The organism is Kosakonia sp. YIM B13571, assembly GCF_042788095.1.
GTDB classification, from domain to species: Bacteria; Pseudomonadota; Gammaproteobacteria; order Enterobacterales; family Enterobacteriaceae; genus Kosakonia; species Kosakonia quasisacchari.
The window spans coordinates 584,620-610,916 of record NZ_JBHZPL010000001.1; the positions used below are offsets into that span (position 1 = coordinate 584,620).

Genomic DNA, 26,297 nt, shown 5'->3' on the forward strand with positions numbered 1-26,297 from the left:
ACACATTGCGGACGTTTGCTGTAGCAAAACATCATTATCCCGACAACGTGATAAAGCAACGGCTATCCCTGAGTGAGATAGCGCATGTTTTAGCGGAAGGAAGAAACCCGCGCACCAGACGATGCGCGGGAAAGTGCGTGGTTTAGAAGAAGGTCAGCAGGCTGAGGTTAAAGCGGTTGTCTTGCGATTCGCCGCTTTGATTGCCGCGCGCGTATTCCAGCGTCAGCAAGGCGCTGTTCGGGCTGGCGACCTGGCTAGCGCTCAGGCGCAAACCGGCACCGTACGCGCTACCGTGCACCTCTTTTTTCTCCAGCGCCGTCGGTTTTGCCTGGCTTACGGAACCCAGCGAACCAAAGACGTACGGCATTACCGCGCTACCAAGATCGGGTGCCCAGGAGAACGCGCCCAGCGGCTGCGGCAAGCCAACTTCAGCACGCGCGGCCAGGGCGCTATCGCCGCTGACCGTGCCGGAATCAAACGCCGAAAGCCAGCTGCTACCGCCAAGTGAAGCCTGCTCAGAGGACGGCAGTGCCTGGTCAAACGAGGTCTGCGCCAGGCCAGAAAGTGAGAGCTGCACCTTGCCATCCACCAGCGGCTGACTGTAATTCATGGTCAGCTCCAGCTTCTGGAAATCCGGATCGGCACCGTTTCTGCTCATCGGCAGGTCGGTGGTGCCGTGGCGTGCGCCCAGGCCATCGACGCCAAAAGAGGCCGTCAGACTGGAGGCGAAACGCGCGTCAAAATCAGTGGTGTAATCCATCGACTGCGCGAGGCGCACAATGCGCAGACGATCATCGGTGAACGGCACGTCGTTGTTATTGAACTGCAAATGTTGCGTTTCGTTTTGCACATCCAGCGACAGCAAGGTCGAGGTATTGAAATCACGCGAACGCACCCAGTGATAACCCAGACGTGTCGACAAACGCTGGAAATGATCGCGCGAGGTCAACCCGCTGTCAGTTTTCGGTTTGGTACGGCTGTCCACCCCTTCAACGTTCATCCACAAGCCATCAGTGCCGAGCGGCACGACCACGCCGAGCGCCCACTGGCGGTTACGCGGCTGCGTATCCGTAAACGGGTTATCGCCGCGCGGGTAGCTGTTCAGGCGCACGTACACCTGCTCGCCAAAGCCGGCCAGGTTGTTAAGCTGCCCGCCGAGCCCGAGTGAGTACTTACCCAGTTCGTCAGAAAGGCCGTTATCAAAAGTCACCAGCCCGGCAACCGGATCGTAGCGACCATCAACAATCAGCACCGTTGAGCCCGGTTTGCTGCCCGGTTTGAGGGTCGATTTCAGCATCACGCCCGGCGTGTCGCCTGCCAGCAGCAAACGCCGCTCCAGCGCTTTGCGGGTTAAATGCTTTTCGCCCACCAGCGGTTGCAACAGGCTTTCTACCCGGCTGCGCGCAGTATCTGGCAGCGCAGAGGCATCCACTTTTTCCACATAGCCGTCGGTAATCACCACGCGCAGCGGCGCACCATCTTTGATCTGTTGCGGCGGCAGGCTGACGCGCGCCAGCAAGTAGCCCGCTTTGATGTAGGCGGTTTCCAGTTCCTGCGCGGCGGCAAACAAATTCGCGGCAGAGACGCGGCGGCCTTTAACGCGCGATTCAATACGCGCCGTTTCGCTCGCTAACTGCGGGAAACCGCCTTCAACCCGCAGGCCGGCTGGCGTGACAAACAGTTTTTCCGCGCCGTTCGGCGCGGTAAGCCCGGTGGTGGCAGGCAGCGTAATGCCGCCGCCGGTATGCTGCTGGACCGGCGCATAAGAGGGTTGCACCAATTGACCCGCGCTGGGAGCCGCCATCGCGGCTCCTGCGTGTAAGCTCGCGGCGATACTCAGGCTCAGCAATGTCGGTGCTAAAAATGAAGATTGTGAAAATAAACGCATGAGTTATCTCTTATTTTTACTTGCCGGAGCAGGAAAGGGCTAAATCCGCGCCCATGGAACAAACCGCACCCGCCAGACGAGGATCCGCCGTGGCGATAACCGTGTTATCCGCACTACCAGCGCTGCTGGCATCATGGGTCACCAGCATCGTGTTACCGGTTAACTGACGCGTCACATCCTGCGCAGAAACACGGTTGCCAATAGTGGCGGCTAACGGCGTTGATACCGGCGTCTGTGTCGGAGTAGGTGTCGGGGTGGGTGTACTCGGCTGGCTATTCACCACAAGCGTACCGTCGATATAGCTGATGATGTAGTTACCCAGCCCGTTACCGGTGGCACCGCTACCGTTGATGCCATAGCTGCCAACATTGGCGGTCGCTGCTGAACCTGCGCTGTTCAGCGCCACGCCAGTCACCGTGTCGCCATTGAGCAGGCCGAGCACGCTGTAATCGCTCAGGCTGGCAATGTCGCCGTAGGTTTTGCTGGCGTTGCCCGCGTTAATCACCAGTTGCGCTGGCGTCACGTTCAGCGAGCCCGCGCCGTAGCTGATGGTGTAGTTCGACAAGCCGCTGCCGTTCGCATTGCTGGCGTTGATGGCATAACTGCCCACACCCGCGGTGATGGCGGCGCCAGCGCTGCTGAGCGCGACATCCGTTACCGTATCACCGTTTAACAAGCCCACAATGCTGTAGCCACTTACGTTCGCCGCATCGCCGTAAACCTTGCTGGCGTTTGCAGCGGTGATGGTCAGCGTCGCGGGTGTGACGGTCAGATTGCCGTTGTGATAAACAACGTTGTAGTTGGTAAGCCCGGTACCCGTCGCGTTGCTGCCCACGATGTTATAGCTGCCCACACTGGCGGTTGTGACAAACCCTGTGCTGGTATAGGTCATACCATTCACGGTATCGCCATTGACCAGACCTTGCGCGGTGTAATTTATCGCCCCCGGCAACTGGCCATACACTTTGCTGGCATTGGCGATATCAACGATAAGTGTCGCGGGTGTGACCGTTGCGCCAGCGCTCACAATGCTGGCCGCCTGCCCATTGGCTTTGACCGCACTTAAACCTGTGGTATCCAGCACGTAGCTGCCAACGTTATCGGTGCTTCTCAGGCCGTTAGTCAGGCTGCCGCTGACGGCGTTCCAGAATCCGGCGCCGTAGTAAGTCGTAATCGGGTTCGTACCATAGATAGCAGTCTGCGCCACGCCAACAATGCCGGAAACGCCAAACAACGCAGGCGCGGCGGAACCGGTGGCCGGCGCCCAGACTTTATTATCCAGCCCGATAAAGCTCGCACTGTTGTTCATTTGCGCAGCGGTTAAACCGGTAATCGCTTCCGTACCGTTCGCGCCGCGCCCGATACCTGCCGCAACGTTATCGCTATTCCAGTAGAGGTTCGTTAGCGTTCCGCTCCCGCTTTTGGAACCCACCAGCCCGCCAATCGCGCTGGGGGTTGAGGTCACGTTGATGGTGTTGGTTGCAATACCACCGCTGATCGTTCCGGTGTTACTGCCCGCCAGCCCGCCTGCCTGCGCGTTCAAACCCGCGTTAATCACGCCGGAGGAATAGACGTTAGTGATACTCCCGGCGTTATTACCTGTCAGCCCGCCGACATAGCCAATCGCGCCGCCCATCCCGCTGCCGGTAACGCTACCGGAAGCGTAACTGGCGCTAATGGTGCCGCCTGCCATGTTGTAGCCAGTTAAACCGCCGACATACTGCAAGCCGTTACCGCTGGTGCCGGAGAGGTTCAAAGAGCCATCGAAATAACTTTGCGTAATGTTTTTGCTGTTCTGCCCGACCAGGCCGCCCCAGTAAGACCAGTTAGCGGTGTTCGTCGCAGTAATTGACGCCCCCGAACGGCTGTAGGAGATCTGCCCGGCGTTGTTACCCACCAGCCCGCCCATATAGGCCGTGGCGTCGGACGAACGGGTCAATGAACCAAGTACCGTTGAATAGGCGATAGTGCCGGTGTTGTAGGCTGCCAGCAGCCCGGCGTAGAACGGTGACGTCGAAGACGCGGTTAGCTGCGCCGAGTTCAGCCCCATGTTACGGATGGTGCCGGTGTTATAACCGAACAAACCAACATAGGTATCCGCACTGTTAATTGTCAGGCTGGAGATAGTGTGTCCCAGCCCCGTGAAGATGCCGCTAAACGGCGCACTGGAAGAAATGCCGACCAGAGAAGAGGTGTATGTGTTGCCAATGGCAAGAATGTTTTGCGCCAGCGCGTATTTGCCCGCAAGCCCGGTGCTGTCAATGGCATCGAGATCCGCCATCGTGCGGATCAACGTGTAATTCTGCCCGCCAATGGTCAATGAGGCATTCGCACCAGGGATGGTTATCTGTTTGCCAGAGAGCAGCGTGTAATCTTTGCCGATACCATAATTCAGCGCCAGGCCCGCATTCGTGCCCGTCGCTGAGATATTACCGTTAAGAATGATATTGCCCGCCGCCGCCAGCGTTAAGGCGGTGTCGGTCGTCCAGCTAAGGTTAGTGGCAAGCGTAATGTCGCCGCTCTGGCTGCCAGTCGAGCCGGTGGAGACCGTGACGTTGGCGGTAGAAAGCGCGTTTTGTAACGTGGTCACGTTAATAACGCTATCGTCCGCGCTGGCGCTAAAACCAGTACCGCTGTCTGCCGCCGTGGAGATCACCACGTTATGCGGATCGAGCAGCAGGTTGCCGAACTTGCCGCTGTCGGCAGAAAGATCGGTGCTGCCGGTGTAGGCCAGTTTGGCTTTGCCAGAGACTTCCGCTTCGCCGCCTTTGCCGCTGCCCGCGCCGCGCGCGCTGATTTTACCGCTGAAGGTGGTTTGATTATCCGACCACACCACCACATCGCCGCCGTTGCCCTGGGCTGTGGCATCTGCCGTGATGCGGCTGGCGCTGTCAATTTGTGTGTTGGTGGCGCGTTGTGTGCTGCCTTTGCCCTGGCGCTCGCCGCCGATGCTAATTTTGCCACCACCGGTTTTGCCGGACGCATCCACCTTCGCGCCCGCCAGCGCAATGTTGTCGCCAGTGACGGTGATTTTTCCGCCCACACCGTCGCTTGATTTCGCGCTCAACGTGCCGGAAAGAGACACGTTGCCGCCTTCGCCGCCGCCAATCACGATAGAGCCGTTCTGACCGCTGACGCTGTCGGCTTCAACCACGCCGCTCAGGTTGATAGCGTTACGCGCCGCACTGCGTGCGGTAGCGGCAGTCATGATAACCGAACCGCCCTGCGCCGACACGGTGCCGCTGTTGTCGATCAGCGCCTCTTTCACGCCGGAATTGCTCGGTACAGCAACCTGCAAGAAGCCATCGCCGGAGAGATCCAGCGTGGCCGATTCCCCTGCCCCCAGCCCCACTTTGCCGACCGGGACATTGATTAAGCCGTCGTTTTTGACGTTGCCACCAATCAATGCCGCATAGCCGCCGCGCCCAACGCTTATCACGCCCGCGTTGCTTACTTCGGCAGACGAACCGTTGCCGTTGAAGACGCGTTTACCTTTCAGGAAGTCTTCATCTTTAATATCCAGCGTCGAGGCAACAAAGCCGCCGCCGGTTTTTACCGTGCCGCTCGGCGTAATAGCAATGCCGTTCGGGTTCACCAGGTAGACCTGACCATTGGCCGTTATCGAACCGGCGATAGTAGATTTTGTTGCGCCAGTGACGCGGTTAAGGATCGCGGAAGAGCTGCTCGGTTGAACGAAATCGACCGAATTGCCCTTGCCGACGGAGAAACTGTTCCAGTTAACAATCGCCGTACTGGAGTGCTGGTTCACCGTGACGGCGGAACCATTTTGTCCAATGGAAACCTGCCCCGCTGCGACATTCGCACCGGTGGGCAACTCGCCCGCCAGCGCCGGTGCGGCGCAAAGGGCGCTGACAAACAGCGCGATAAAACGTTTCGTGAAAACCGGTGGCGTGTGACTGCTCTGGTGCTGAGCTGAAGATCGGCAAAACGATGATGTCATGGGCATCATTCCTGTGATGGCAAGAAGAGTAATGGGTGTTTACTCGCAAGTTGCTATTTGCAAAGCAACGTTACATCCCTTGCAGCTCAACAGGTCTGAACTGTCGCTATTGCAGAATTATGTAAATGCGCTGTAACAATATGGTTATCGTCACCTTAAGATAAATCTTTATCATTTCGGACACATCTCGTGGCTTATTTTCACAAATAAAAATAAGCGATTGATAAGAGGGATGTTCTGCCGGGTAGCAGTGTGCTGACCCGGCCAGTCTACGTGGTCAATTCTGCGTGGTTACACGGTTGATCCCCATCGCCATTACTTGCGCCGGGTCGAACAGCGACAAACTTTCAACCTGCGAAAGCAGCAGCACTTTGCGAAAATCGAGCGCCGAGCGGGGCTGTGAGGCGAGATCAATATTATGCGCGTCATACCAGGCGCTGTAGTTGTGCTCGACGTGCAGATCAAGGGTACTTTCATCGCGATAGCCGCTGAGCATCGGGATCAGCACAATATTATTGGCATCGCCGCTATCAAAAGTCGCGGTGTGGATCATGCCAATGTAGATGCGCTGTGATTTGAGTGTGATCCACGCCAGATCGCCCATCTCCATACACTGATAAATCAGCCCTTCAACGCCATTGGCACGCGAAAGGTGTTTATACAGCTCGCGGCGGCCATTGCTGTCCAGCCTGGCGCTGCCGGACCAGTTCGAGCGCCACAGGCAAAAGAACACCGCAAAGGCGAGCATAATCACCACCGGTGCCTGGATACCCAAAAAGCTCCAGTTCATAAAACTCATGTGCAAATGGTGCTGTTCCGGGCCAAAGACCGCAGGCCATGCGTTCATCACCACCGATGCCATCAACAGACACAACCACAACAGCGCCGTCGCCAGGATCCCTTGCAACACAAAAACGCAGCCATACAGCGCCACCAGAAAGTACACATCCCAGCCGAAGCTGCGTTTGAATTTAAAGCGGGTGGAAAGATCGTGCGAGGTATACCAGTAGCCGCAGACCATTAACACCATAAAGATTGCCGTTCCCATGCTACGCCCTCTTTAACGTGTCGACGTGGCGTTTGAAATCTTCCTGCACGCGCTGGCAATGGATATTCACCGACGTATTGCCATCGGCATCGACAACGATACGTTCGCCATCTTCAATCGCGTCCTGAATTTCATTGTGGCTCATCACCTGCAACAATCTGTCCGGGCTTGCGAATAATGAATACAACATTTTTTTCATCTCTTACCTCCGCAGCCAAGTATAGAAACCCTGTAGCGCGTGTGGCGGTTTTCATCCGGTTCCTACTGCCGCACGGCTTTTCGATCAGATTGTCACTTTTACGCAATACGTTGTCCGCTGTGCGGGCGCAGCGGAGGGTCACGGCGTGGAAACTGAAACCACACCCTGCGGAGACCCGAAAAATGTTAACGACCCCTGCTGAGAAATATCAACGTCACACGCCCGTAGCGCTGCGCGATCGCCGCTGGCCGGATAACGCGCTGAACTGCGCGCCGCGCTGGCTCTCTACCGATTTGCGCGACGGCAACCAGGCCCTCGCTGAGCCAATGGACGCCGCGCGTAAGCTGAAATTCTGGCAATTGCTGCTCGACTGCGGTTTTAAAGAGATTGAAGTGGCGTTCCCGTCCGCCTCGCAAACGGATTTCAATTTCGTGCGCCAGTTGATTGAGGAACAACGCATTCCGGACGATGTAACCATTCAGGTATTAACTCAGGCGCGGGAAGATCTGATTACCCGCACTTTTGCTGCGCTGCAAGGCGCGAAACGCGCCACGGTGCATCTGTATAACGCCACCGCGCCGGTGTTTCGCGAGCAGGTCTTTCGCCAGAGCCGCGAGGAGATCGTCGCGCTGGCGGTGAACGCGGCGCAGCATATTCGTCGGCTGTGCGAAAACGCACCGGAAACCGAGTGGATTTTCCAGTACTCGCCGGAAACCTTCTGTTTTACCGAAGCGGAGTTTGCGCTGGCGATTTGCGAAGCCGTCGCCGATGTCTGGGAACCGGGCGCGACACGGCCGATGATCATCAACCTGCCAGCCACGGTGGAAGTGAGCATGCCGAATGTGTATGCCGACCAGATTGAGCACTTTTGCCGCCACTTCTCGCGCCGCGAGCAGGTGTGCATCAGCGTGCATACTCATAACGATCGCGGAACCGGGATTGCCAGTGCCGAACTGGCGCTGCTCGCCGGTGCGGAGCGCGTGGAAGGCTGTCTGTTTGGCAACGGCGAGCGCACCGGCAATGCCGACCTGGTGACGCTGGCGCTGAATCTCTATACCCAGGGCATCGCGCCGGGGCTGGATTTCAGCCAGATGAAAAAGGTGGTTGAGATCGTTGAAGAGTGCAACCAGTTACCGGTTGCGCCGCGCCATCCCTATGCTGGAGAACTGGTGTTCACGGCCTTTTCCGGTTCGCATCAGGACGCGATTAAAAAAGGCTTTGCCGCGCGGCAAAACAACCCGGCTGCATTCTGGGAAGTGCCTTATTTGCCGCTCGATCCGGCGGATATCGGTTGTAGTTACGAAGCGGTTATCCGCGTGAATAGCCAGTCGGGCAAGAGCGGCGCGGCATGGCTTCTGGAGCAGAACCACGGTCTGAATTTGCCACGCAAACTTCAGCAGGAATTCAGCCAGCATGTGCAGGAGGCGGCGGATGCGGAAGGCAAAGAGATGTCGCAAATGGCTATCTGGAACCTGTTTCGCCAGCGCTACGGACTGGTAGAGCAACCGTCACTGCAACTGATTGAATATGTCTGCACCAACCAGCCGGGGCAGCGCACCACATTACAGGCGGAGATACTTTGCCACGACAAAAAACTGAAGCTTGACGCCAGCGGCAACGGTTTTCTTTCCACCGCCATCACTGCGCTATGCCGCAGCTTGCAGGTGGAAATCAACATTGAGAGCTACCATGAGCATACGCTCGGTAAGCACAGCGACAGCCGCTCGGTCGCCTATGTCTGCTGCGAGGATAAGCACGGCACGCACGCCTGGGGTGTCAGTATCGATAGCGACATTACCCGCGCCTCGTTGCAGGCAGTGTTAAATGCCGCACAGCCCTTTATTACGACGTAAAGTAATCGCCGGGCGGTACGCCCATCACCCGGCGAAACATGGCGCTGAAAGCGCTGGGGTTGGCATAACCGCACTCCAGCGCCACTTGCGTGACCGGCTCGCCATGCGCCAGCGGGTTAACGCCGCCAGCAAACGCGCCCGTCGTAACCATTCGCTAAACTGCAACCCGGTTTGCTGGTAAAAGTGGCGCGACAAGGTTCGCCCGCTCATGTTGACCTAGCGAGCGGCGTTTTCCAGCGTCCATTCACCCGCCGGCTCACATCGCACCGCATCACAAAGCTGTTTTAACCGCGCGGAAGTGGGTTCCGGCAGGCAAAACGGTAGCGTATTCATCAGGCGGATTTCATCAAGGATCAGTTCATAAATACGCTCCGCACGGCTGCCAGCCTGATACGCCTCTGGCAATTCCAGCGCATTCAGAATCAACGCGCGCAGCAAATCGCTGACGCGCACCACCTGGCACACCATCGGTAAATCAGCTCGCGCCAGCGGTTCGACAAACACGCCGCGCGCCTGCACTTCACCATCAATTCGCAGCGCGTGGGAAACCTGCGCCGGTATCCATACGCCACGGCCAGGCGGCACAATCCACATGCCCTGCTGCGTTTCCACGCGGATCACCCCGCTCAGGGTGTGAATCAGTTGATCGCACGGATGCGTATGCCAGTGTTCATGTTCACCATGCCGATAATCATGGGCGTAAGGGATCACCGTGCGGTGGGAAAAATCGAGGGCGAATGTCTGTTTCACGGCGTGACCGTTGTTATTTTGCAGGGTGACATTACCTTAATCACCGCCGCGCCTGCTGTCATTTATTTCTCCCGGCACAGCGGGCAGTTATGGCAATACTCCACCGGCGTTGAGGCTTTGTAATAAAAACAGCAGGTGCGGCGAAAACGCACCATCTTGCCCGCCGCGTCTTTTTGCGCCGGTCGGCGAAAGCGCTTCAGCGGATTCCAGGCGGCACCAAACAGTTCTGGTGCCGCCGCGTCCAGCAGCCAGGCGAAATCCGCCTGCTGGCGCTGCGCCTGCTGGGCGTTTAGCCCCTCCATTCGCCCCTGGTAGAGCGAGTAAACGCGCACGGCGGTGTTTTCCCATAAAATGGCTTCCGGCAGGCCGCTTACCCGCGCCAGGCTCTGCCACAACGGCGCTAAATAGTCGCGAAACAGCGCGCCAACCACCGTTTCGCGCCACGCGTCGCGCTGATCAGGAAGGTAATGCGTTACCGTGACATCCACCGGCAGCGACGAGTTCCACAGCCCGTTGTCGTGCGCGTACTCCAGTCGGCTGGCGTAAAGGCTTAACGGCAAGCCTTTATCAAACACGCTCATCGCGTACAGCACATTACCCGTGGCCAGAAATGCCAGCCGTTTGGCGAGCAGCGACGCGGCAATCGCCAGATCCGGCGCGCCAATCAACGGCATCACCCGTTGTAATACTGCGCGGCAGGTGTTTGCATCCAACATCGCCTGCGCCGGTACGCTGCGCGCGTCGGTTTGCGCCAGCGAACGCAGACGGAAAGTGCGTTGCAGATACGAACGTTCGTCAACCGTCAGCATCTGACGCTCCCGGAAAAGGAATGCACAACGGCGTATGGAAAAAAGGATCGTCGATGATGCGACAGCGCAGGTTAAACACGTCATTGACCAGCGTTTCGGTCATTATCTGCTGCGGCGTACCCTCGGCATAAACACGCCCGTCATGCACAGCGACGAGATGATCGGCATAACGGCAGGCGAGGTTGAGATCGTGCAAAACCATCACAATGGTTTTGCCCTGCTGTCGGTTGAGCTGGCGCAACAGTTCGAGGATCTCAATTTGGTGCGCCAGATCGAGATAGGTGGTCGGTTCGTCCAGCAGGAGTGTATCCGTGGCCTGCGCCAGCGTCATAGCAATCCACACGCGCTGGCGCTGCCCGCCGGATAACGCATCTACCGGGCGATGCTGCAACGCGTCGGTTCCTGTCAGGCGCAGCGCGGCATTCACCTGCTGCTCATCCTCTTGCGACCACTGGCGCAGCCAGTTCTGATAAGGAAAACGCCCCAGACTCACCAACTGACGCACCGTGATACCTTCTGGCGCGACAGGCGTTTGCGGCAAAATGGCCAGCTTGCGGGCAATCTCCGCCGTATTGCTGGCGTGAATATCCAGACCATCAAGAATAACGGTGCCAGATTGCAGCGTCAGCAAGCGCGCCATGGCTTTGAGCAGCGTGCTTTTGCCACAGCCGTTGCTGCCAATCAGCACCGAGACTTTCGCACCAGGCAGAGTTAAATCCAGCGCGTTAATCACCTGCCGCTGTTGATAGCTGACACTCAGCTTTTGCGTTGAGAGAGACACATTTTCCCCATCAGATTACGTCCGCTGCCGAATCAGCAGCCACAAAAAGAACGGCGCCCCGGCCAGCGCCACAAAAATCCCTGCCGGTAAATCAGCAGGCCGGAATAGCGTTCTGGCGAACAGGTCGGCGATAACCACCATACTGCCAGCGCTACAAATGGTGACAAACGCCTGACCGAAAAAGCCCTGACGCACCACAAGCCTTGCCAGGTGCGGCGCAATCAGCCCGACAAACGCCATCGCGCCTACTTGCGCAATCGCCCCGCCGGAGAGCACCACACAACTTAGCAGTAACAGCACCCGCAGCGGCTGCACCCGTACGCCAAGGCCGATGGCAAGCGCGTCGTCCAGTTGCAGGGTTTTCAGATAGCGCGTCAGAAACAGCAGCACCGGCAACGCCCATGCATACACCGCCAGCAGGCGCAGCACTTTGTCCCAGGTGGCGGCATACACGCTGCCGCTCAACCATACCCAGGCAGAAAAAGTGGTGGTCAGCGGGCTGAACACCAGCACCAGCGTCACTACCGCACCCGCCAGGGCTGAAACGCCAACACCGGTGAGGATCAGCCGCAACGGCGTCAGACCTCTGCGCCACGAGAGCAGAAAGATCAGCCCGACGGCACAGGCCGCGCCGCCCATCGCCGCATACGGCAAGAGCGCGCTGCCATATTGCAGGCTGAAAAAGGAGAGCCACAGCAACGCACCGGCACTCGCCCCGGCGGTTACGCCGAGCGTATCCGGCGATGCCAGCGGGTTGCGCACTAGCGTTTGCATGATCAACCCGGCAAGCCCCAGCCCGCCGCCTGCCAGCATCGCCAGCGCCACGCGCGGCAAACGCAACTGATGCAGAATAAAACTGTGCGTGCTTGCGTCCGGCTGCACCAGCAATCGAAGCGTTTGCGGCAGCGAGAACGCCACATCGCCAATACTCAATGCCACCAGCGCGACCAGCAAAGTCATCGCCGAGCAAGCGAGTAATAGCGGGAGTAAACGCCGGGAGTAGTCGCGGGAAAACGGCCCGCAGCGGAAAAGCTGGCTATCCGGCATGGTTCCCCCTGCGTTGTGCCAGCAGGATAAAAAACGGCGCGCCCATCAGTGCGGTCATCACGCCAACCGGCAACTCCTGCGGCAGAATAACCACGCGCGCCGCGATGTCTGCGGCCAGTAACAGTAACGCGCCGAGCAAGGCGCAGGCCGGAAGTGTCTGGCGCAGGTCGCTGCCAAATAACTGGCGCGCCATATGCGGCACCATCAGCCCGACAAAGCCGACATTTCCCGCCAGCGCCACGGCGCATCCCGCCAGCCCCACCACCAGCATGCTCGCCAGCAGTCGCACCAGCGCGATGTTTAGCCCCAGGCCACGGGCAATCTCTTCTCCGGCGTTGAGCACGTTCATCTGCCCGGCGAAAAAACAGGCGGCAACCACCAGCAGCGCCCCGGGGAGCAACATCGGGTATACGTGCTGCGCATCGTTGCCCGCCAGGCTACCGGCCAGCCAGAACAACATGGTGTCGAGACTTTCCTGATCGATAACGAGAATGGCCTGGGTAAACGCATTGCACAGCGCGGTGATCGCCACACCCGCCAGCACCAGCCGCAGCGGATTAAGCTGCCCGTTACTGACTTTACTGGCAAACCACACCAGCGTGCCGGTGGCGCACGCACCACTAAAAGCCAACAGCAGTGTGACCCACGGATCGCCGATGGCAAAAAAACTACCCGCCAGCACAATCAACAGCGCCGCGCCCGCATTGACACCAAACAGCCCCGGCGAGGCCAGCGGATTGCGGGTCAATGTCTGCATCAACGCACCCGCCACGGCGAGAAACGCGCCCACGCCAACGGCCAGCAGTGTGCGCGGCAAACGCGAGGTGCGAATAATGATATCCACCGCGCTGGTGGGATCGGCATGCAGCAGCGCCTGCGTCAGTTGGGTGAATGAATAAAACCGCGCGCCAGTCATTATGCTGAGCAACATCAGCGCCACCAGCAGCAGGCCACAGAGCAGAAAACGCCCGCTCATACGCGCCCCCGGTTGAGCGCCTGTTCGACATCACTGAGAATCTGGTTAGCGCCAAGAATGCCGCCGGATAAGCTCCACGGCACGCTATCCACCTCCCACAGTTGCCGCGTTTTCACCGCGCGAAGTTGCTGCCACAGTGGGTGTGCCGTTAGCGTGTGGTACTGGCGCATGATGGCCGGGCTGTTGGCCCGCAGCAAAATAAAAAACAGATCGGCATCCAGCAGCGGAATATTCTCCATGCTGGAAAAGCGCAACGACGCGCTTTGCGCCTGCAGGGCCTGATCGTTCCAGGCAAATCCCACTTCGGACATCACCGAGCCGGGAAAGCTGTTCGCCACATAGCTGCGAATGTGGTCAGGGCGCACTTCAATCACCGACACCTGCGGCGCTGGCTGCCCGGCAAAACGTTGTTGCATCAGGCTGCGCAGCGCAGCGATACGCGCATCCCAGCGCTGGAGCAGTTGCGCGGCGGTGTTTGTCAGGGCGAGTTTTTGCGCCACTACCGTCAGCGTTTTTTTGAATTCAAAAACATCGTCCAGCAGCGTAACAGGGGCGATTTTCGCCATTAAAGGCGCGACATCCTGGTGGCGAAAACGGGAAGCAAAAATGATATCGGGTTGCAGCAGCGCGATCTTTTCCAGCGCGGGCTGCGTCTCCAGCCCCAGCTGTGGTACGCCGGAAAGCTGCGAGCGCAAATAGCGGTAGACTGGTTTTTCCGCCCAGGATTCAACAATGCCGCAGGGCGTAACACCCAGCGCGGCCAGGCTGTCGGTTGCCCCCTGAAACAGAGAAACCGCGCGCGGCACGCCGGGTTTGGCAAACAGCGTGGGTGAAACACTGCACAACAGTAGCGCCTGCAAGCCGCGTCGGCGCGAAAGAGAGAAAGCGAGTTCGTTTTTCATCATCCACTCAAACCGCCCCGCTCAACGGGGCGGTTATACTCAGAAATCGAGACTGTAGCCCAGCGTCGCGGTGCGACCCCGCCCGGCGAAATAGCGATCCGGATCAACAGACGCGCTTTGCGAATAGTAGGTGATGTACTGTTTATTCAGCAGGTTAGAAATTCCAAGGCTCACCTGCCCGTACGGCAGCTTGTAGCCGACCGCCGCATCCACCAGCGCATAGCCGGAAAAGTCTTTTTCCGCATCGTCGAATTTCTTGCTGAGCGCCCAGTTGGCTTGCAGGAAGGTGCTCAACTGCGCATTCCAGTTTGCCGACCAGCTGGCGATGATGCGATCCGGGGCGATGTTTAAGCCATCGAGTTTCGCATCCAGGCTGCCGTTGTCGTCGCTGTCATACCGGCCGCGCATGTGTGACCACGACAAGGTTAATTTGTGATCGGCATTCGGGCTGTAACCGGCGCTCACTTCCACACCGTCAATCTCGGTCTTTTCGCGACGAGCGACAAACGCGTCGTTGACCAGCTCAACGCGACTGCCGAGCTTCGAGGTCGACTGGTAGTAACTGGCTTCGAAATCAAACGGCGCGTGTTGTACGCGAAAACCGATTTCGCTGTTTTTGGTGACGATCGGTTTCAGACCGTTGTAGTCATCCAGTTTAATGCCCGGCGTGTCGATGCCGCGCAACACGCGCCCGACATCCGGCACGGTAAACCCTTCGCTGTAGCTGGCGAACAGGCTTAACGGTTCAACCGGCGTCCAGACCACACCGGCGTTATACAGCGTCTGGTCGAACGATGGCGTGCCGCCTTCCACGGTTACCCGGTCGTTGGCCCACACGGTTTGGTAACTGTCGATATTCAGCCGGGCGTATTCATAACGCACGCCGCCGCTTAATTTCACCGATTCAACTGGCGTGTATTCCAGTTGCAGGAACGGTGACAGATCGGTGTAGTTAATTTCCGGCACGTAGGTGCGCCCGGTGGCCCATAAATCCTGTTTCGAGTTATCAAACAGGGTATCGAAACCCACCGTCGCTTTTATGCGGTCATCCCAGAGATCATCTTTGGTGAGCGCGATTTTGCTGCCGTACTTATCGGTATACGCACGGCTCTGATCGTACAGCGTGCCAATGGGAGCAATGGCTGGGTCCTGGAACGACGAGGAATTGGTGGCGCCGAACAGCGCTTCATAACGCTGATAGTAGGCCAGCGCCGTCAGTTTCATGCCTGCCAGATTGTAGTTATCGTAGGTGGCGCCCACCGTCCACACATCATTGTGCGGCGCGCTGCCTGGCGGGTTACCTTTCTTCGAAGTTGTTAATACACCGTCATCGCGATCGCCTCGCACGCTGACATAGTTATCTTTATTTTTCAGTCGATAGCGGTTAAGGCTCAGTTGTACGCGCTGATCGTTATCCAGCCAGTAACCCACTTTCGCCAGCAGATCCCAGGCGCGGGAATCCATCAAATCGCCCTGCGTGTTATCCACGCCAATGGCATGGTTATCGGCGTCTTTGAACAGCCCCTGATCTTCGTAGCTCAGTGCGAACAGGTAATCGATGTACTCTTCGCTGCCATTGATGCTGTAGTTGGTTTTATAGGAAAGTGTATCGCGGTCAAATTCCGCCGTGGGCGTGGTGGTTTCCACGCTGACGTGCTGGTTGACGGTGCCCGGTTTCGCGCGTTTGGTGATGATGTTGATCACCCCGCCCGTCGCACCGACGCCGTTGCTGGCGTTCGCCCCTTTGATCACCTCAATGCGCTCGATCATCGAGGCATCAATGGTATGCATTTCGCGCCCGGTCGGACGCAGCGGGTTTGATTGCGGTATGCCGTCAATCATCACCAGCGGCGTGCGCCCGCGCAGCGTTTCGCCACTGCCGGACATTTTCTGTCGTGATGGTGAAAATGACGGCAGCAGATTGCTGAGGATCTGCGAGGTATCGGAGGTGATTTGCCGCTGCTGGGCAATCTCTTTTTCACTGATGACTTTGATGACCTGCGGGGAATCATTACGCGAACCGTCGGTTCGGGTGGCGGTCACAATCAGTTCATCATCACTATTTTTCGCATCCTGCGCATAAAGTGGCGAGGCGAAAAGCAGAGCCATCGCGCCGTACAAAGGGGAAATTCTCATCTAAACAACCCTCAATTTTTATTATTCCCCACTTTTTGCGGGGATCATTCCGTAACAAAATCAAATGACAACAATAAGAAACATTTTGATACTGATTATCATTACCGACAAAAGAATGTAAAGTGAATATTTTCCAGGCGAAATTGAGACACGCAGGAATAGCGCGACGTGAATGGAACAAACGCAACACATAAGCAAAATTAATTAAATTTTGTGTAAGCGGTCTACCCTTTAACAAGCAGATCCTGTGGCTTATCCCGCTTGTTTCCACCAAAAGGAAAGACCAATGCAAACACTCTCCGGGCCATCGCGCGCGACGCTTGCGCTTTACGAACTCTTTAACCCGCTACCCACCGGCTTTTTTGTGGCGGCGTGGATCTTCGATATTCTGTACCTCAACACCTTTCAAATTATGTGGACCGACGCGGCAAGCTGGCTTATCGCTATCGGTCTGTTGATTGCCATCCTTCCCCGGCTCATCAACCTTGTGCAGGTTTGGGTGACGCAACGGCATAGCGTTACGAACGTGGAAAAAATCCATTTCTGGCTCTGGCTGGTAGCTATTGTGCTGGCGATTTTTAACGCCTTTGTGCACAGCCGGGATGCTTACGCGGTGGTGCCGCTTGGCGTGTTCCTCTCAACGGCGGTGGTGATTTTGCTGCTGATTGCCCATATTCAACTCGCCCTGCGCACTCGTGTCCAGTAAGGAAAAAACCATGAATATGTGTAATCGCTTACTGACAGTTACCGCACTCGCCGCCCTGCTCACCGCTTGCGATCAGGGTGCAAACGTAGACCCGATGAAGCAAGTTGGCCCCGAGCCGGAGCTACCTAAGGCGCAGAATTTCCTGTTACCGCCGATGCAGGTGCCAAAAGGCGTGGCGTGGAAAGCGGGAGAAACACCCAAAGTGCCAGCGGGGTTAAAAATTGAAAAAGTGGCGGATGGTTTGCTGCATCCGCGCCAGCTGTACGTTTTGCCGAATAACGACATTCTGGTCGCCGAGGCCAATGCCCCGGAAAACCCGACCACGCGCCCGAAACAGCTGATTATGGGCCTGGTGCAAAAAGCCTCCGGCAAAGGCGGCCCTGGCGGCAACCGCATCACCCTGCTGCGTAACGTGGCGGGTACATGGCAGAAACACACATTTATTGAAAACTTGCACTCACCGTTTGGTATGCAGTTGATTGGTAATACCTTGTGGGTCGCCAACGCCGACAGCCTGGTGAAATTCCCCTATAAACAAGGGGAAACCACCCTCAGCGCGCCGGGAGAAACCGTCACCGAACTGCCCGGCGGGCCAATTAACCATCACTGGACGAAATCCCTGCTCGCCAGCCCTGACGGCAGCAAACTTTATGTGGGCGTGGGTTCCAACAGCAACATCACCGAAAACGGCATCGGCGCGGAATATCACCGGGCGGCAGTGCTGGAAGTGGATGCCGCCACCGGCGCAAGCCGCATTTATGCCAGCGGGCTGCGTAACCCAACCGGACTGCAATGGGAGCCTGAAAGCGGTGCGTTATGGGCGATCGTCAACGAGCGCGACGAGATTGGCTCCGATCTGGTGCCGGACTACATGACCTCGGTAAAAGAGAAGGGTTTCTACGGCTGGCCATATAGCTACTTTGGCCAACATGTGGACGAACGCGTTAAACCGCCGCGCCCCGACTTAGTGGCGCAGGCCATCAAGCCGGATTACGCACTCAGCTCGCACGTCGCACCACTTGGCTTCTTGTTCTATACCGGCGACAACATGCCGCAGTATCGCGGCGGCGCGTTTATCAGCGAGCACGGTAGCTGGAACCGCACACCGCTCAATGGCTACCAGGTGGTGTGGGTGAAATTTGAGAACGGCAAACCGGTTGGACAACCGCAGCCAGTAGTGAGCGGTTTTCTGACCGATGACCAGAAACAAGTGCGCGGCCTGCCGGTCGGGCTGGCGATGGATAAACAAGGCGGCGTGCTGATTGCCGACGACGCCGGTAACGCCATCTGGCGAATCAGCGCTCGCTAAACTTGTCGCTGCCTGTTGCCTGCTTTATAACGTTCAGACACGCTGAATGGATGAAAACGATGGACAGCAGATTGCAGGCAGCGATTGCGCTGCGTAAACAGGGTCAACACGATAAAAGCCGTCGGGCGCTGCAAGCCCTGACAGAAGAGCCCGCGCTACGCGCGCAGGCGTTGCTGAATATTGCCTGGTCGTATGATAACGAAGGCAAAGAACGTGACGCCGAGCCTCACTACCTGGCGGCGCTCGAAGCCGGATTAAGCGGCGAAGACAAGTTCGAAGCGCAGTTCGGTCTGGCGTCAACGTGGCGCTGTCTGGGGAAATATGCGCAGGCGAAAAGTCTGTTTGAAGAGATTATGGCAAGCTGGCCGCAGGCGAGTGAAGTGCGGCCTTTTTATGCCCTGTGCCTGCATAATCTTGGTGAACACGACAACGCCATTGCCGTGCTGCTGGCGTCGATTATCCAACATCCCGACGCTCGCACCGAACCCTATAAAGCGGTGCTGCACCACTACGCGCAGCACCCGCATCAACGCTGGTGACGGTTTACCGATGCCATTTTCCGCAGCGCACCAGCAGTGGATGCCGCGTTTAGGCTAGCTTGTCTGATGGGTTAAACCGTCAATGATCACCTGCTTCATTCCTTGCGAGCAGGATTCCACGCGCCCGCGCACACCGTACACCTGCGCCAGACTTTCTGGCGTGATCACCGCGCCCGGCACACCGTTTGCCACCAGCTCGCCTTGTTTCAGGATCAACACATGGTCGCCGTGGCGCAGCGCGATATTGATATCGTGTACCACCACCACGGTGACGATATTGCGGCTGCGCGTTTCCCGCTTCACCAGATCCATCACGTGAAATTGGTAGTTAAGATCCAGCGCGCTGAGCGGCTCATCAAGCAGCAGCAACGACGGCTGGCGGATCAGTGATTGCGCCAGCCCAACTAACTGTTTCTGCCCGCCGGAGAGCTGGTCGAGGTAATGCAGCGCCAGATGTTCAATACCGAGCTGACGCAAAAGCGACATCACTTCGACCTGCTTTGCCGCACTGTGTAAACCGCCGGAGGCACGCTGCGCCACGATAATCGACTCCAGCACATGCAGGTGAACACCCGCCGGCAGCGATTGCGGCAGGTAAACCACTTGCTCCGCGCGCCGGGCAAACGGCTGGCTGAGCAGGTCTTCGTCATCCAGCAGCAACTCGCCGTCGGCTTTGTTCAGCCCGGCCATCGCCCGCAGCAGCGTTGATTTACCGCTGCCGTTTGGCCCAAGCAGAATTGTCACTTTGCCGCGCGGCAAATTAGCGATATTGAGATCGCGAATAATCTGCCGCTTGTGATACCCCGCGCCAAACCCGCGCAGGCTCAGGCCGCTCTGGCTCATACACTCCCCCGATGGCGCACAATGATGGTGATAAAGAACGGTACGCCAACCAGCGAAGTGACAATGCCGACCGGAATAATCACGCCATCGATCAGGTTCTTGGAAACAATAGAGGCCAGCGACAACACCAGCGCGCCAATCAACGCGCTACCGGGCAGATAAAAACGGTGATCCTCGCCAAACACCATGCGGGCAATATGCGGAGCGACCAAGCCGATAAAACCGATCGGGCCGACAAACGCCACCGACAGCGCCGACAAAATACTGATGCGCAGCAGCGTCGCCAGCCGCAGGCGACGCACGTTAATGCCAAAACTTATCGCCCGGTCTTCGCCGAGGCGCAGCGACGTCAGCTTCCACGAGCTGAGCATCGACAGCGGCATGATCACCGCCAGCGCCAGCAGCAAAATGCCAAGTTTCTCCCACGAAGCACGAGCAATGCTGCCCATGGTCCAGAACACCAGCCCCTGCAGCGTGTCTTCGTTGGCGATAAATTGCAGCATCGACACCAGCGCGTTGAAGGTAAACACCAGCGCAATACCAAACAGCACCACGCCGGAGGTCGCCACCTGCGTCCAGCGGGTGATGCCGTCCAGCAATAGCGCCGCCAGCAGCGCAAAGAGAAACGCATTCGCCGAGATAAACCACTGCGCCGGAACGCCGGGAATGCCGATGCCAAGCACAATCGCTAATGCCGCGCCAAACGCCGCCGCCGACGACACGCCCAGCGTAAACGGGCTCGCCAGCGGGTTGTTAAGGATGGTTTGCATCTCCGCGCCCGCCAGCCCCAGCGTCAGCCCAACAATGATCGCCATCAGCGCGTACGGCATGCGGATATCCCAGACGATTACCCGCGTTCCGGCATCGGCGCTCGACGGGTCAACCAGCGTTTGCCACAGCATATCCAGCGGCAAACCGGATGGACCAAGGGTGAAATCCAGCAGCATCGCCGCAGCGATAAACACCACCAGCAGCGCCAGCAAACTGACGCGGCGGCGAAGGATCACACGGTAGTTGAGCATCAGGCTGTCCGCAGCCGTGTCCTGCCTCTGCTCGCTTGTTTCCAGCGTGGTACTCATTTGCCCTGCTGCCAGCTATAGACGAAGTTGTTATCCGGCAGTTTGGTGAAGTTTTTGATGATGTGATGGTAGGTCGCATCCGGGTTCAAATCCGCAAACGCCTGCGGATAGATATCTTTCGCCAGATATTCCATGCCGACAATATTGTACGGATGGTTATAGAAGTGATGGTAAACACCATAAACACGTTTGGCGCTGACTGCCGGGATCTGACCGACGCCGGTGCGTTGCAGCAGAATCTGCGCCTGGTTGTTCACCTCAATCTGCGACACATTCAAACCGAGCGGTAACACCTGGCTGTTGCCCCGTTTGGAACCGGTCATAATATAGACATCCGGGTTGACGCTGATGATTTTCTCCAGCGAGATAAACCCGGTTGCGCCCGGCAACAATTCCGAACCGAGGTTCTTCGCGCCGACCGCTTCAACCAGCCCGCCCCAACCGCTGTGGCCGTGAGTAAAACAGCAGCTATCCGCGTTACCAGCTAGCGCTTCGACAAACACTTTCGGTTTCGGGTTGATGGCCGCCGTTTTCTGCTCAATCGCCGCCAGTTGCTGACGATAATAGGCGGTGTACGCCGCCGCGTTGCTTTCGCGGTTAATCACTTTGCCCAGCAGATCGATGCTCGGCGCAGTGTCTTTCGCCGGGTTCACTTCATAATCAACAAACACCACCGGAATGTGCAGCGCGGTCAGTTTAGCCAGCACGCCGCTATCGGTTAGCGCCGGTTTCGCGCGCAGTTGCGCAATCATCAGATCCGGCTGTTTTGCCAGCACACTTTCCAGATCAACATTGCCTTTATCGCTAAAACCCATGTCCATGATGCGGGTCGCTTCCGGCCACTGGGTTTTCAACATTTCCCAGGTGGCGATGTCCTGTTTTTTCGCCAGGTTGTTCCATGCCACCAGCCGTTTAAACGGATTGTCGCGATCCAGCAGCGCCATCGTCATGATGTCGCGCCCGTCCTGCAAAATAATGCGTTGCGGTTCGTGTTCAATGGTCACGTTGCGGCCATCAAAATCGGTAACGGTGAGCGGATATTGCGTGGCATGCGCCAGCATGGGAACAGCGAGAAAAGCGGAGAGCGCGAGCGTAAAGAGTGATTTCCCTTGCATAAAAAACAACCCTGCTGATAGTCAGATATTAATGATTTTGATAATTATTATCATGTCAAATTAAACGAAACATATACAACATCAAAAAATATGCTGACCGCAACCCCGCGTTAACATCCTGATTCGTTTTCTCTTTTGCTGACATCGTTTCTTACGGATTTTCACCGGCGCGATGGATTACCTTCGTGCTTTGCTCAAAACCTGCGGAAACCGCCGATGAAATACTCCCTGCTTTTATTGCTGATAACCTTTATCTCCAGCGTGCGGGCCGACGATGCTGTCAAACTTCACTGCCCGACACGCGGCAACCTGACGGTCTCCTTTTTTAACTACAACCTGATAACCATGAAGTGGAGCGACCATTTCCAGGTCGCGTCAGGTAAAGAGCGCAGCAAAACCCAGGCAGGCGTGCCGTTCTGGAGTACCACGTTTGGCAACGGCGACAACTTAGCCTTTTTCCCGGATTCCGGTCAGTACTATCTGTTTTATGCCGGGGCGAAAGCGCCTGAGCAGTGCAGCGAGCAGGGCAGTTTCGTCTACCCGGTTATCACCCCGCCGCGCTATGACAAAAACGCCACTACGCCACAAAGCCAGGCCAGCACCATTGATAAGGACGTTATTTTGCTGCACCCGGCAACATAAATTCTGCCAGCCCAATTCTGTCGCCTCCCTTAGGGCACGCCGCCATCCGGCAAGCAGACAGCGGTGGTGACGCCGGATAACGCTTATCCGGCCTGTCGATTGGCAATTAGTGGAGCTGGAAAATCCCGTTCGCCACATCAGAGGGTGTTACCACGCCGCTGTCCAGCACCCAGCCACTAATAAGCGCCGCTGGCGTGACATCAAACGCCGGGTTGTAAACCGCCGCGTTTTCCGGCGCCCAATTAACTGCGCCAAAACTCCCAGCCACGCCGGTGACTTCCGCAGCAGCGCGCTGCTCAATAGGAATGGCATCACCGTTCGGGCAGTGCGGGTCGAGCGTCGTTTGCGGCGCGGCCACGTAAAACGGCACGTGGTGAAATTTCGCCAGCACCGCCAGCGAATAGGTGCCGATTTTGTTCGCCACATCGCCATTGGCAGCAATGCGATCTGCACCCACCCACACCGCATCCACCAGCCCTTTCGCCATCAGGCTGGCAGCCATCGAATCAGTAATTAACTGATACGGCACACCCAACTCGCCCAGTTCCCAGGCGGTCAACCGCCCGCCCTGCAACAGTGGACGGGTTTCATCCACCCACACATTCGCCACGTTGCCCTGCTGATGGGCGAGCGCAATAACACCCAGTGCGGTGCCAACGCCCGCTGTCGCCAGCCCACCGGTGTTGCAGTGGGTCAGCAAGCGGCTGCCCGGCGTCACCAGCGCGCTACCGGCCACTGCAATGTTGTCACATAGCTGTTTGTCTTCATCAATAAGCCGCAGTGCTTCGGCGGTTAATGCCGCCACAAAGTGCTCCTGTGTGAGCGCCCGTTTCATGCGATCAAGGTTATTCATCAGGTTTACTGCTGTGGGTCGCGCCGCGCGCAGCGTTTCCAGCGCCTGCGCCAGTTGGTCGCGGTTTGCGCCCTGCTCTGCCAGCAGCGCCAGCAATAAGCTCGCAGAAAGGCCAATCAGGGGCGCTCCGCGCACGCGCAGTGCATGAATATGGCCGACAAGTTCTTCTACCGTACTGGCTGGTAGCCACTGTTTCTGCTGCGGTAAGGCCTGTTGGTCGAGAATAAATAAGTGATTGTCGACGACGCGCAGACTGGTGGTCTGTAATGGCTGCATAGCGTTAAATCCCTGTTGCGTTGTTGTAGCGTATTGTGTCAGGATGAATTCCGGATGTATAGACGTCTAAATGGCTTTATTAGAAAAAGAGGATCGAGGCAATGTCGCAATACCGTACCTTCTCCGCCCACGATGCCGTGGCGTATGCACAACAATTTGGCGGCCTGGACAACCCGTCCGAACTGGTGGACGCGCAAGAGGTGGGCGACGGTAACCTCAATCTGGTGTTCAAAATTTTCGACACCCAGGGTGTGAGCCGCATTATCGTCAAACAGGCGCTGCCCTATGTGCGCTGCGTCGGTGAATCCTGGCCGTTAACGTTAGATCGCGCCCGGCTGGAAGCACAAACGCTGGTTGAACACTACCAGCACAGCCCGCAGCACACGGTGAAAATCCTCCACTTCGACCCGGCGCTGGCGGTGATGGTGATGGAAGATCTCTCCGATCATAAAATCTGGCGCGGCGAATTGATAAACAACGTCTATTATCCGCAAGCCGCTGCGCAACTGGGTGAATACCTGGCGCAGGTACTGTTTCACACCAGCGATTTTTATCTGCATCCGCATGCCAAAAAAGCGCAGGTCGCGCGGTTCATCAACCCGGAAATGTGCGAAATCACTGAAGATCTGTTCTTCAACGATCCCTACCAGGTTCATGAGCGCAATAACTACCCGGCCGCGCTGGAAACGGAGGTCGCCGCCCTGCGTGATGACGCGCAGTTAAAACTGGCGGTCGCAGCGCTTAAACACCGCTTCTTCTCCCACGCCGAAGCGCTGTTGCACGGCGATATTCACAGCGGCTCGATTTTTGTCGCCGACGGTCGCCTGAAAGCGATTGACGCCGAGTTTGGTTACTTTGGCCCGATCGGTTTTGATATCGGCACCGCCATCGGCAACCTGCTGCTGAACTACTGCGGTTTGCCTGGGCATCTGGGCATTCGCGATGCGGCTAGCGCGCGTGAACAGCGTCTGGCCGATATTCAAACCGTGTGGACCACCTTCGCCGAGCGCTTTCAGGCGCTGGCGAGTGAGAAAACCCGCGACGCAGCGCTAGCACAACCGGGCTACGCCTGTGCTTTCCTGAAAAAAGTATGGACCGATGCGATCGGTTTCTGCGGCACTGAGCTCATTCGCCGCAGCGTCGGACTTTCGCACGTCGCCGATATCGACACCATTAAAGACGAAGAGATGCGTCATGCCTGCCTGCGTCATGCCATTACGCTCGGCAAAGCGCTGATTGTCATCGCCGAGCGGATTGATAGCGTGGAAGAGCTGATCGCGCGGGTGCGCCAGTATAGCTAATACGCTTCTCTCCCCCTTACGGGGGAGAGGAAATTGCTACCCCAGATACTCAATCACCGACAGCCCGCCGTTGTAATCGGTGCTGTAGATAATGCCGTTCGCATCCACAAACACATCGCAAGACTGGATAACGCGCGGGCGTGCAGGCCGCGTATCCATCATCTTCGCTGGCGCGGCAGGCACCAGCGCGCCAGTTTCCACCGGACGATACGGGTTGGAGATATCGTAAGCCCGCACACCCGCGTTCTGGTAAGTGGCAAAAATCAGCGTCGAGCTGATAAAGCTGCCGGGGCGGTTTTCGTGCAGGTTGTGCGGCCCGAAATGCGCCCCTTTCGCCACATAATCGGTTTCGTCCGGCTGCGGGAACGTGGAAATGCTTACCGGGTTTGACGGGTCACGAATATCAAACAGCCAGATCAGCTTCTCGCCATCTTCCTGATTGTCGAGCACCGCTTCATCCAGCACCACCAGCAAATCCCGGTCCGGTAGCGGTAGCGCGGTGTGCGTACCGCCGCCAAACGGCGGGCTCCAGTTGCGGTGGCTGATCAGCTTCGGTTGCGTTCTGTCTTTCACATCCAGCAGCGTTAAACCGCCATCGCGCCAGCTACCGTAAGCCGTATCCCCGGCGATAATCGCGTGGTGTAACGCATAACGTTTACCTTCCGGCCACGTTGGCGTTTCCCCTGCGTCCTGGTTCATCCCTGGTAGCCACCAGCGCCCGGCAACCTGCGGTTTACGCGGATCGGCCAGATCGATAGTCAGGAAAATGTAGTCGGTAAAACCGTCGATCAGCGCCGACACATACGCCCAGCGCCCGCCCACATACCAGATACGGTGAATGCCGATACCGTTAAGCGACAGGAAGCTGATTTCACGCGGTTTGTCCGGCGTGGAGATATCAAAAATGCGCAGCCCGGCGCTCCAGCCTTTGTCCTGCACATCGCTAACTGTCTCGCCAACCGAACGGGTGTAATAGACCTTTTCATCGGCAAAGCGCGCATCGGCGAACAGATCGCGGGCGTTGATCACCAGCAACAAGTCGTCGTGGGCTTGCAGATGCACATTCCAGGTGCCCGGCGGTGCCGGTACATAACCGGCGGGTTTCGGGTTTTTCGGGTCGCGCACATCCACAATCGAAAAACCCTGCGACACCATATGCCCGATATAGGCAAAGCCGCGATGCACCATCAATTGCACACCGTCCGGGCGACCGCCCTGATCGCTGTGGCCAATCAGCCGCATATTGCGGCTGTATTCGGGACGCGGTAACTCACTCGCCATGTC

At 57.5% G+C, this 26,297-nt stretch carries 21 protein-coding genes and 1 pseudogene; 6 read left to right on the forward strand and 16 right to left on the reverse strand.

Features of this window, described 5'->3' with window-relative positions; all coding sequences use genetic code 11:
- Positions 1 to 142 precede the first annotated feature (142 nt).
- The 4 genes from ACFX4O_RS02835 to ACFX4O_RS02850 form a co-directional block, all read right to left on the reverse strand.
- Positions 143 to 1,804, reverse strand: coding sequence for a ShlB/FhaC/HecB family hemolysin secretion/activation protein (locus ACFX4O_RS02835; RefSeq protein WP_380207111.1), 1,662 nt, complete (start codon positions 1,802 to 1,804; stop codon positions 143 to 145).
- A gap of 100 nt (positions 1,805 to 1,904) precedes the next feature.
- Positions 1,905 to 5,849, reverse strand: coding sequence for a beta strand repeat-containing protein (locus ACFX4O_RS02840; protein WP_380207113.1), 3,945 nt, complete (start codon positions 5,847 to 5,849; stop codon positions 1,905 to 1,907).
- Positions 5,850 to 6,126: 277 nt separating this feature from the next.
- Entirely contained in the window at positions 6,127 to 6,897 is a 771-nt protein-coding gene (locus tag ACFX4O_RS02845; RefSeq protein ID WP_380207115.1) for a hypothetical protein, read from the reverse strand.
- Between the two features lies 1 nt (position 6,898).
- Positions 6,899 to 7,096: a hypothetical protein gene (locus ACFX4O_RS02850; RefSeq protein WP_131406227.1), complete on the reverse strand. Its 198-nt coding sequence runs from the start codon at positions 7,094 to 7,096 to the stop codon at positions 6,899 to 6,901.
- A gap of 182 nt (positions 7,097 to 7,278) precedes the next feature.
- On the opposite strand from ACFX4O_RS02850, the gene leuA reads away from it, so the two are divergent.
- Entirely contained in the window at positions 7,279 to 8,949 is a 1,671-nt protein-coding gene (gene leuA, locus ACFX4O_RS02855) for a 2-isopropylmalate synthase (RefSeq protein ID WP_380207117.1), read from the forward strand.
- Here the strand turns inward: leuA and ACFX4O_RS02860 are convergent.
- From ACFX4O_RS02860 to ACFX4O_RS02890, 7 genes and pseudogenes are all read right to left on the reverse strand, one after another.
- A pseudogene (locus ACFX4O_RS02860) lies at positions 8,939 to 9,699 on the reverse strand (AraC family transcriptional regulator). The gene leuA and the pseudogene ACFX4O_RS02860 overlap by 11 nt on opposite strands.
- A gap of 62 nt (positions 9,700 to 9,761) precedes the next feature.
- The gene (locus ACFX4O_RS02865) at positions 9,762 to 10,508 is read right to left on the reverse strand and encodes an IucA/IucC family C-terminal-domain containing protein (protein WP_380207119.1); all 747 of its coding nucleotides are present in this window, start codon (positions 10,506 to 10,508) and stop codon (positions 9,762 to 9,764) included.
- Complete coding sequence (locus ACFX4O_RS02870) at positions 10,495 to 11,289, reverse strand: ABC transporter ATP-binding protein (protein ID WP_380207121.1); 795 nt, start codon at positions 11,287 to 11,289, stop codon at positions 10,495 to 10,497. The genes ACFX4O_RS02865 and ACFX4O_RS02870 overlap by 14 nt, the downstream gene beginning before the upstream one ends.
- Positions 11,290 to 11,304: 15 nt before the next feature.
- The gene (locus tag ACFX4O_RS02875; protein ID WP_380207123.1) at positions 11,305 to 12,336 is read right to left on the reverse strand and encodes a FecCD family ABC transporter permease; all 1,032 of its coding nucleotides are present in this window, start codon (positions 12,334 to 12,336) and stop codon (positions 11,305 to 11,307) included.
- Entirely contained in the window at positions 12,326 to 13,312 is a 987-nt protein-coding gene (locus tag ACFX4O_RS02880) for a FecCD family ABC transporter permease (protein WP_380207125.1), read from the reverse strand. The genes ACFX4O_RS02875 and ACFX4O_RS02880 overlap by 11 nt, the downstream gene beginning before the upstream one ends.
- Complete coding sequence (locus ACFX4O_RS02885; protein ID WP_380207127.1) at positions 13,309 to 14,217, reverse strand: ABC transporter substrate-binding protein; 909 nt, start codon at positions 14,215 to 14,217, stop codon at positions 13,309 to 13,311. Before ACFX4O_RS02885 ends, ACFX4O_RS02880 begins: the two co-directional genes overlap by 4 nt.
- Before the next feature lie 36 nt (positions 14,218 to 14,253).
- Complete coding sequence (locus tag ACFX4O_RS02890; protein ID WP_380207129.1) at positions 14,254 to 16,350, reverse strand: TonB-dependent receptor; 2,097 nt, start codon at positions 16,348 to 16,350, stop codon at positions 14,254 to 14,256.
- Positions 16,351 to 16,636: 286 nt separating this feature from the next.
- Between ACFX4O_RS02890 and ACFX4O_RS02895 the strand changes: the two genes are divergently transcribed.
- Genes ACFX4O_RS02895 through ACFX4O_RS02905 form a run of 3 tightly spaced genes read left to right on the forward strand, consistent with a single transcriptional unit; the run spans position 16,637 to position 18,904 of the window.
- Positions 16,637 to 17,056 (forward strand): DUF2231 domain-containing protein, encoded by a 420-nt coding sequence (locus tag ACFX4O_RS02895; RefSeq protein WP_380207131.1) that lies wholly within the window; start codon positions 16,637 to 16,639, stop codon positions 17,054 to 17,056.
- Positions 17,057 to 17,066: 10 nt separating this feature from the next.
- Positions 17,067 to 18,365, forward strand: a complete 1,299-nt coding sequence (locus tag ACFX4O_RS02900) for a PQQ-dependent sugar dehydrogenase (protein ID WP_380207133.1) — start codon at positions 17,067 to 17,069, stop codon at positions 18,363 to 18,365.
- A 59-nt stretch (positions 18,366 to 18,424) separates the two neighbouring features.
- Complete coding sequence (locus tag ACFX4O_RS02905; RefSeq protein ID WP_380207135.1) at positions 18,425 to 18,904, forward strand: tetratricopeptide repeat protein; 480 nt, start codon at positions 18,425 to 18,427, stop codon at positions 18,902 to 18,904.
- Between the two features lie 54 nt (positions 18,905 to 18,958).
- On the opposite strand, the gene ACFX4O_RS02910 is transcribed toward ACFX4O_RS02905, so the two are convergent.
- From ACFX4O_RS02910 to ACFX4O_RS02920, 3 genes are read right to left on the reverse strand one after another with little or no spacing between them, the layout of a single operon-like run.
- On the reverse strand, positions 18,959 to 19,747 hold the full coding sequence (locus tag ACFX4O_RS02910; protein ID WP_380207137.1) for an ABC transporter ATP-binding protein: 789 nt from the start codon (positions 19,745 to 19,747) through the stop codon (positions 18,959 to 18,961).
- Positions 19,744 to 20,772, reverse strand: coding sequence for an iron ABC transporter permease (locus ACFX4O_RS02915; RefSeq protein ID WP_170312044.1), 1,029 nt, complete (start codon positions 20,770 to 20,772; stop codon positions 19,744 to 19,746). The genes ACFX4O_RS02910 and ACFX4O_RS02915 overlap by 4 nt, the downstream gene beginning before the upstream one ends.
- Positions 20,773 to 20,822: 50 nt before the next feature.
- Complete coding sequence (locus ACFX4O_RS02920; protein WP_380207139.1) at positions 20,823 to 21,941, reverse strand: ABC transporter substrate-binding protein; 1,119 nt, start codon at positions 21,939 to 21,941, stop codon at positions 20,823 to 20,825.
- 216 nt (positions 21,942 to 22,157) lie between these two features.
- Here ACFX4O_RS02920 and ACFX4O_RS02925 point away from each other — a divergent pair, with 216 nt between their 5' ends.
- Positions 22,158 to 22,583 carry a hypothetical protein gene (locus tag ACFX4O_RS02925; protein WP_380207141.1) on the forward strand — a complete coding sequence of 142 codons (426 nt, stop codon included), beginning with the start codon at positions 22,158 to 22,160 and terminating at the stop codon, positions 22,581 to 22,583.
- A 106-nt stretch (positions 22,584 to 22,689) separates the two neighbouring features.
- On the opposite strand, the gene mtnA is transcribed toward ACFX4O_RS02925, so the two are convergent.
- Positions 22,690 to 23,712: an S-methyl-5-thioribose-1-phosphate isomerase gene (mtnA, locus tag ACFX4O_RS02930; protein WP_380207143.1), complete on the reverse strand. Its 1,023-nt coding sequence runs from the start codon at positions 23,710 to 23,712 to the stop codon at positions 22,690 to 22,692.
- A 101-nt stretch (positions 23,713 to 23,813) separates the two neighbouring features.
- Here mtnA and mtnK point away from each other — a divergent pair, with 101 nt between their 5' ends.
- Positions 23,814 to 25,013 (forward strand): S-methyl-5-thioribose kinase, encoded by a 1,200-nt coding sequence (mtnK, locus tag ACFX4O_RS02935; protein ID WP_380207145.1) that lies wholly within the window; start codon positions 23,814 to 23,816, stop codon positions 25,011 to 25,013.
- A 36-nt stretch (positions 25,014 to 25,049) separates the two neighbouring features.
- On the opposite strand, the gene ACFX4O_RS02940 is transcribed toward mtnK, so the two are convergent.
- On the reverse strand, positions 25,050 to 26,294 hold the full coding sequence (locus ACFX4O_RS02940) for an LVIVD repeat-containing protein (protein WP_380207147.1): 1,245 nt from the start codon (positions 26,292 to 26,294) through the stop codon (positions 25,050 to 25,052).
- Positions 26,295 to 26,297 lie beyond the last annotated feature (3 nt).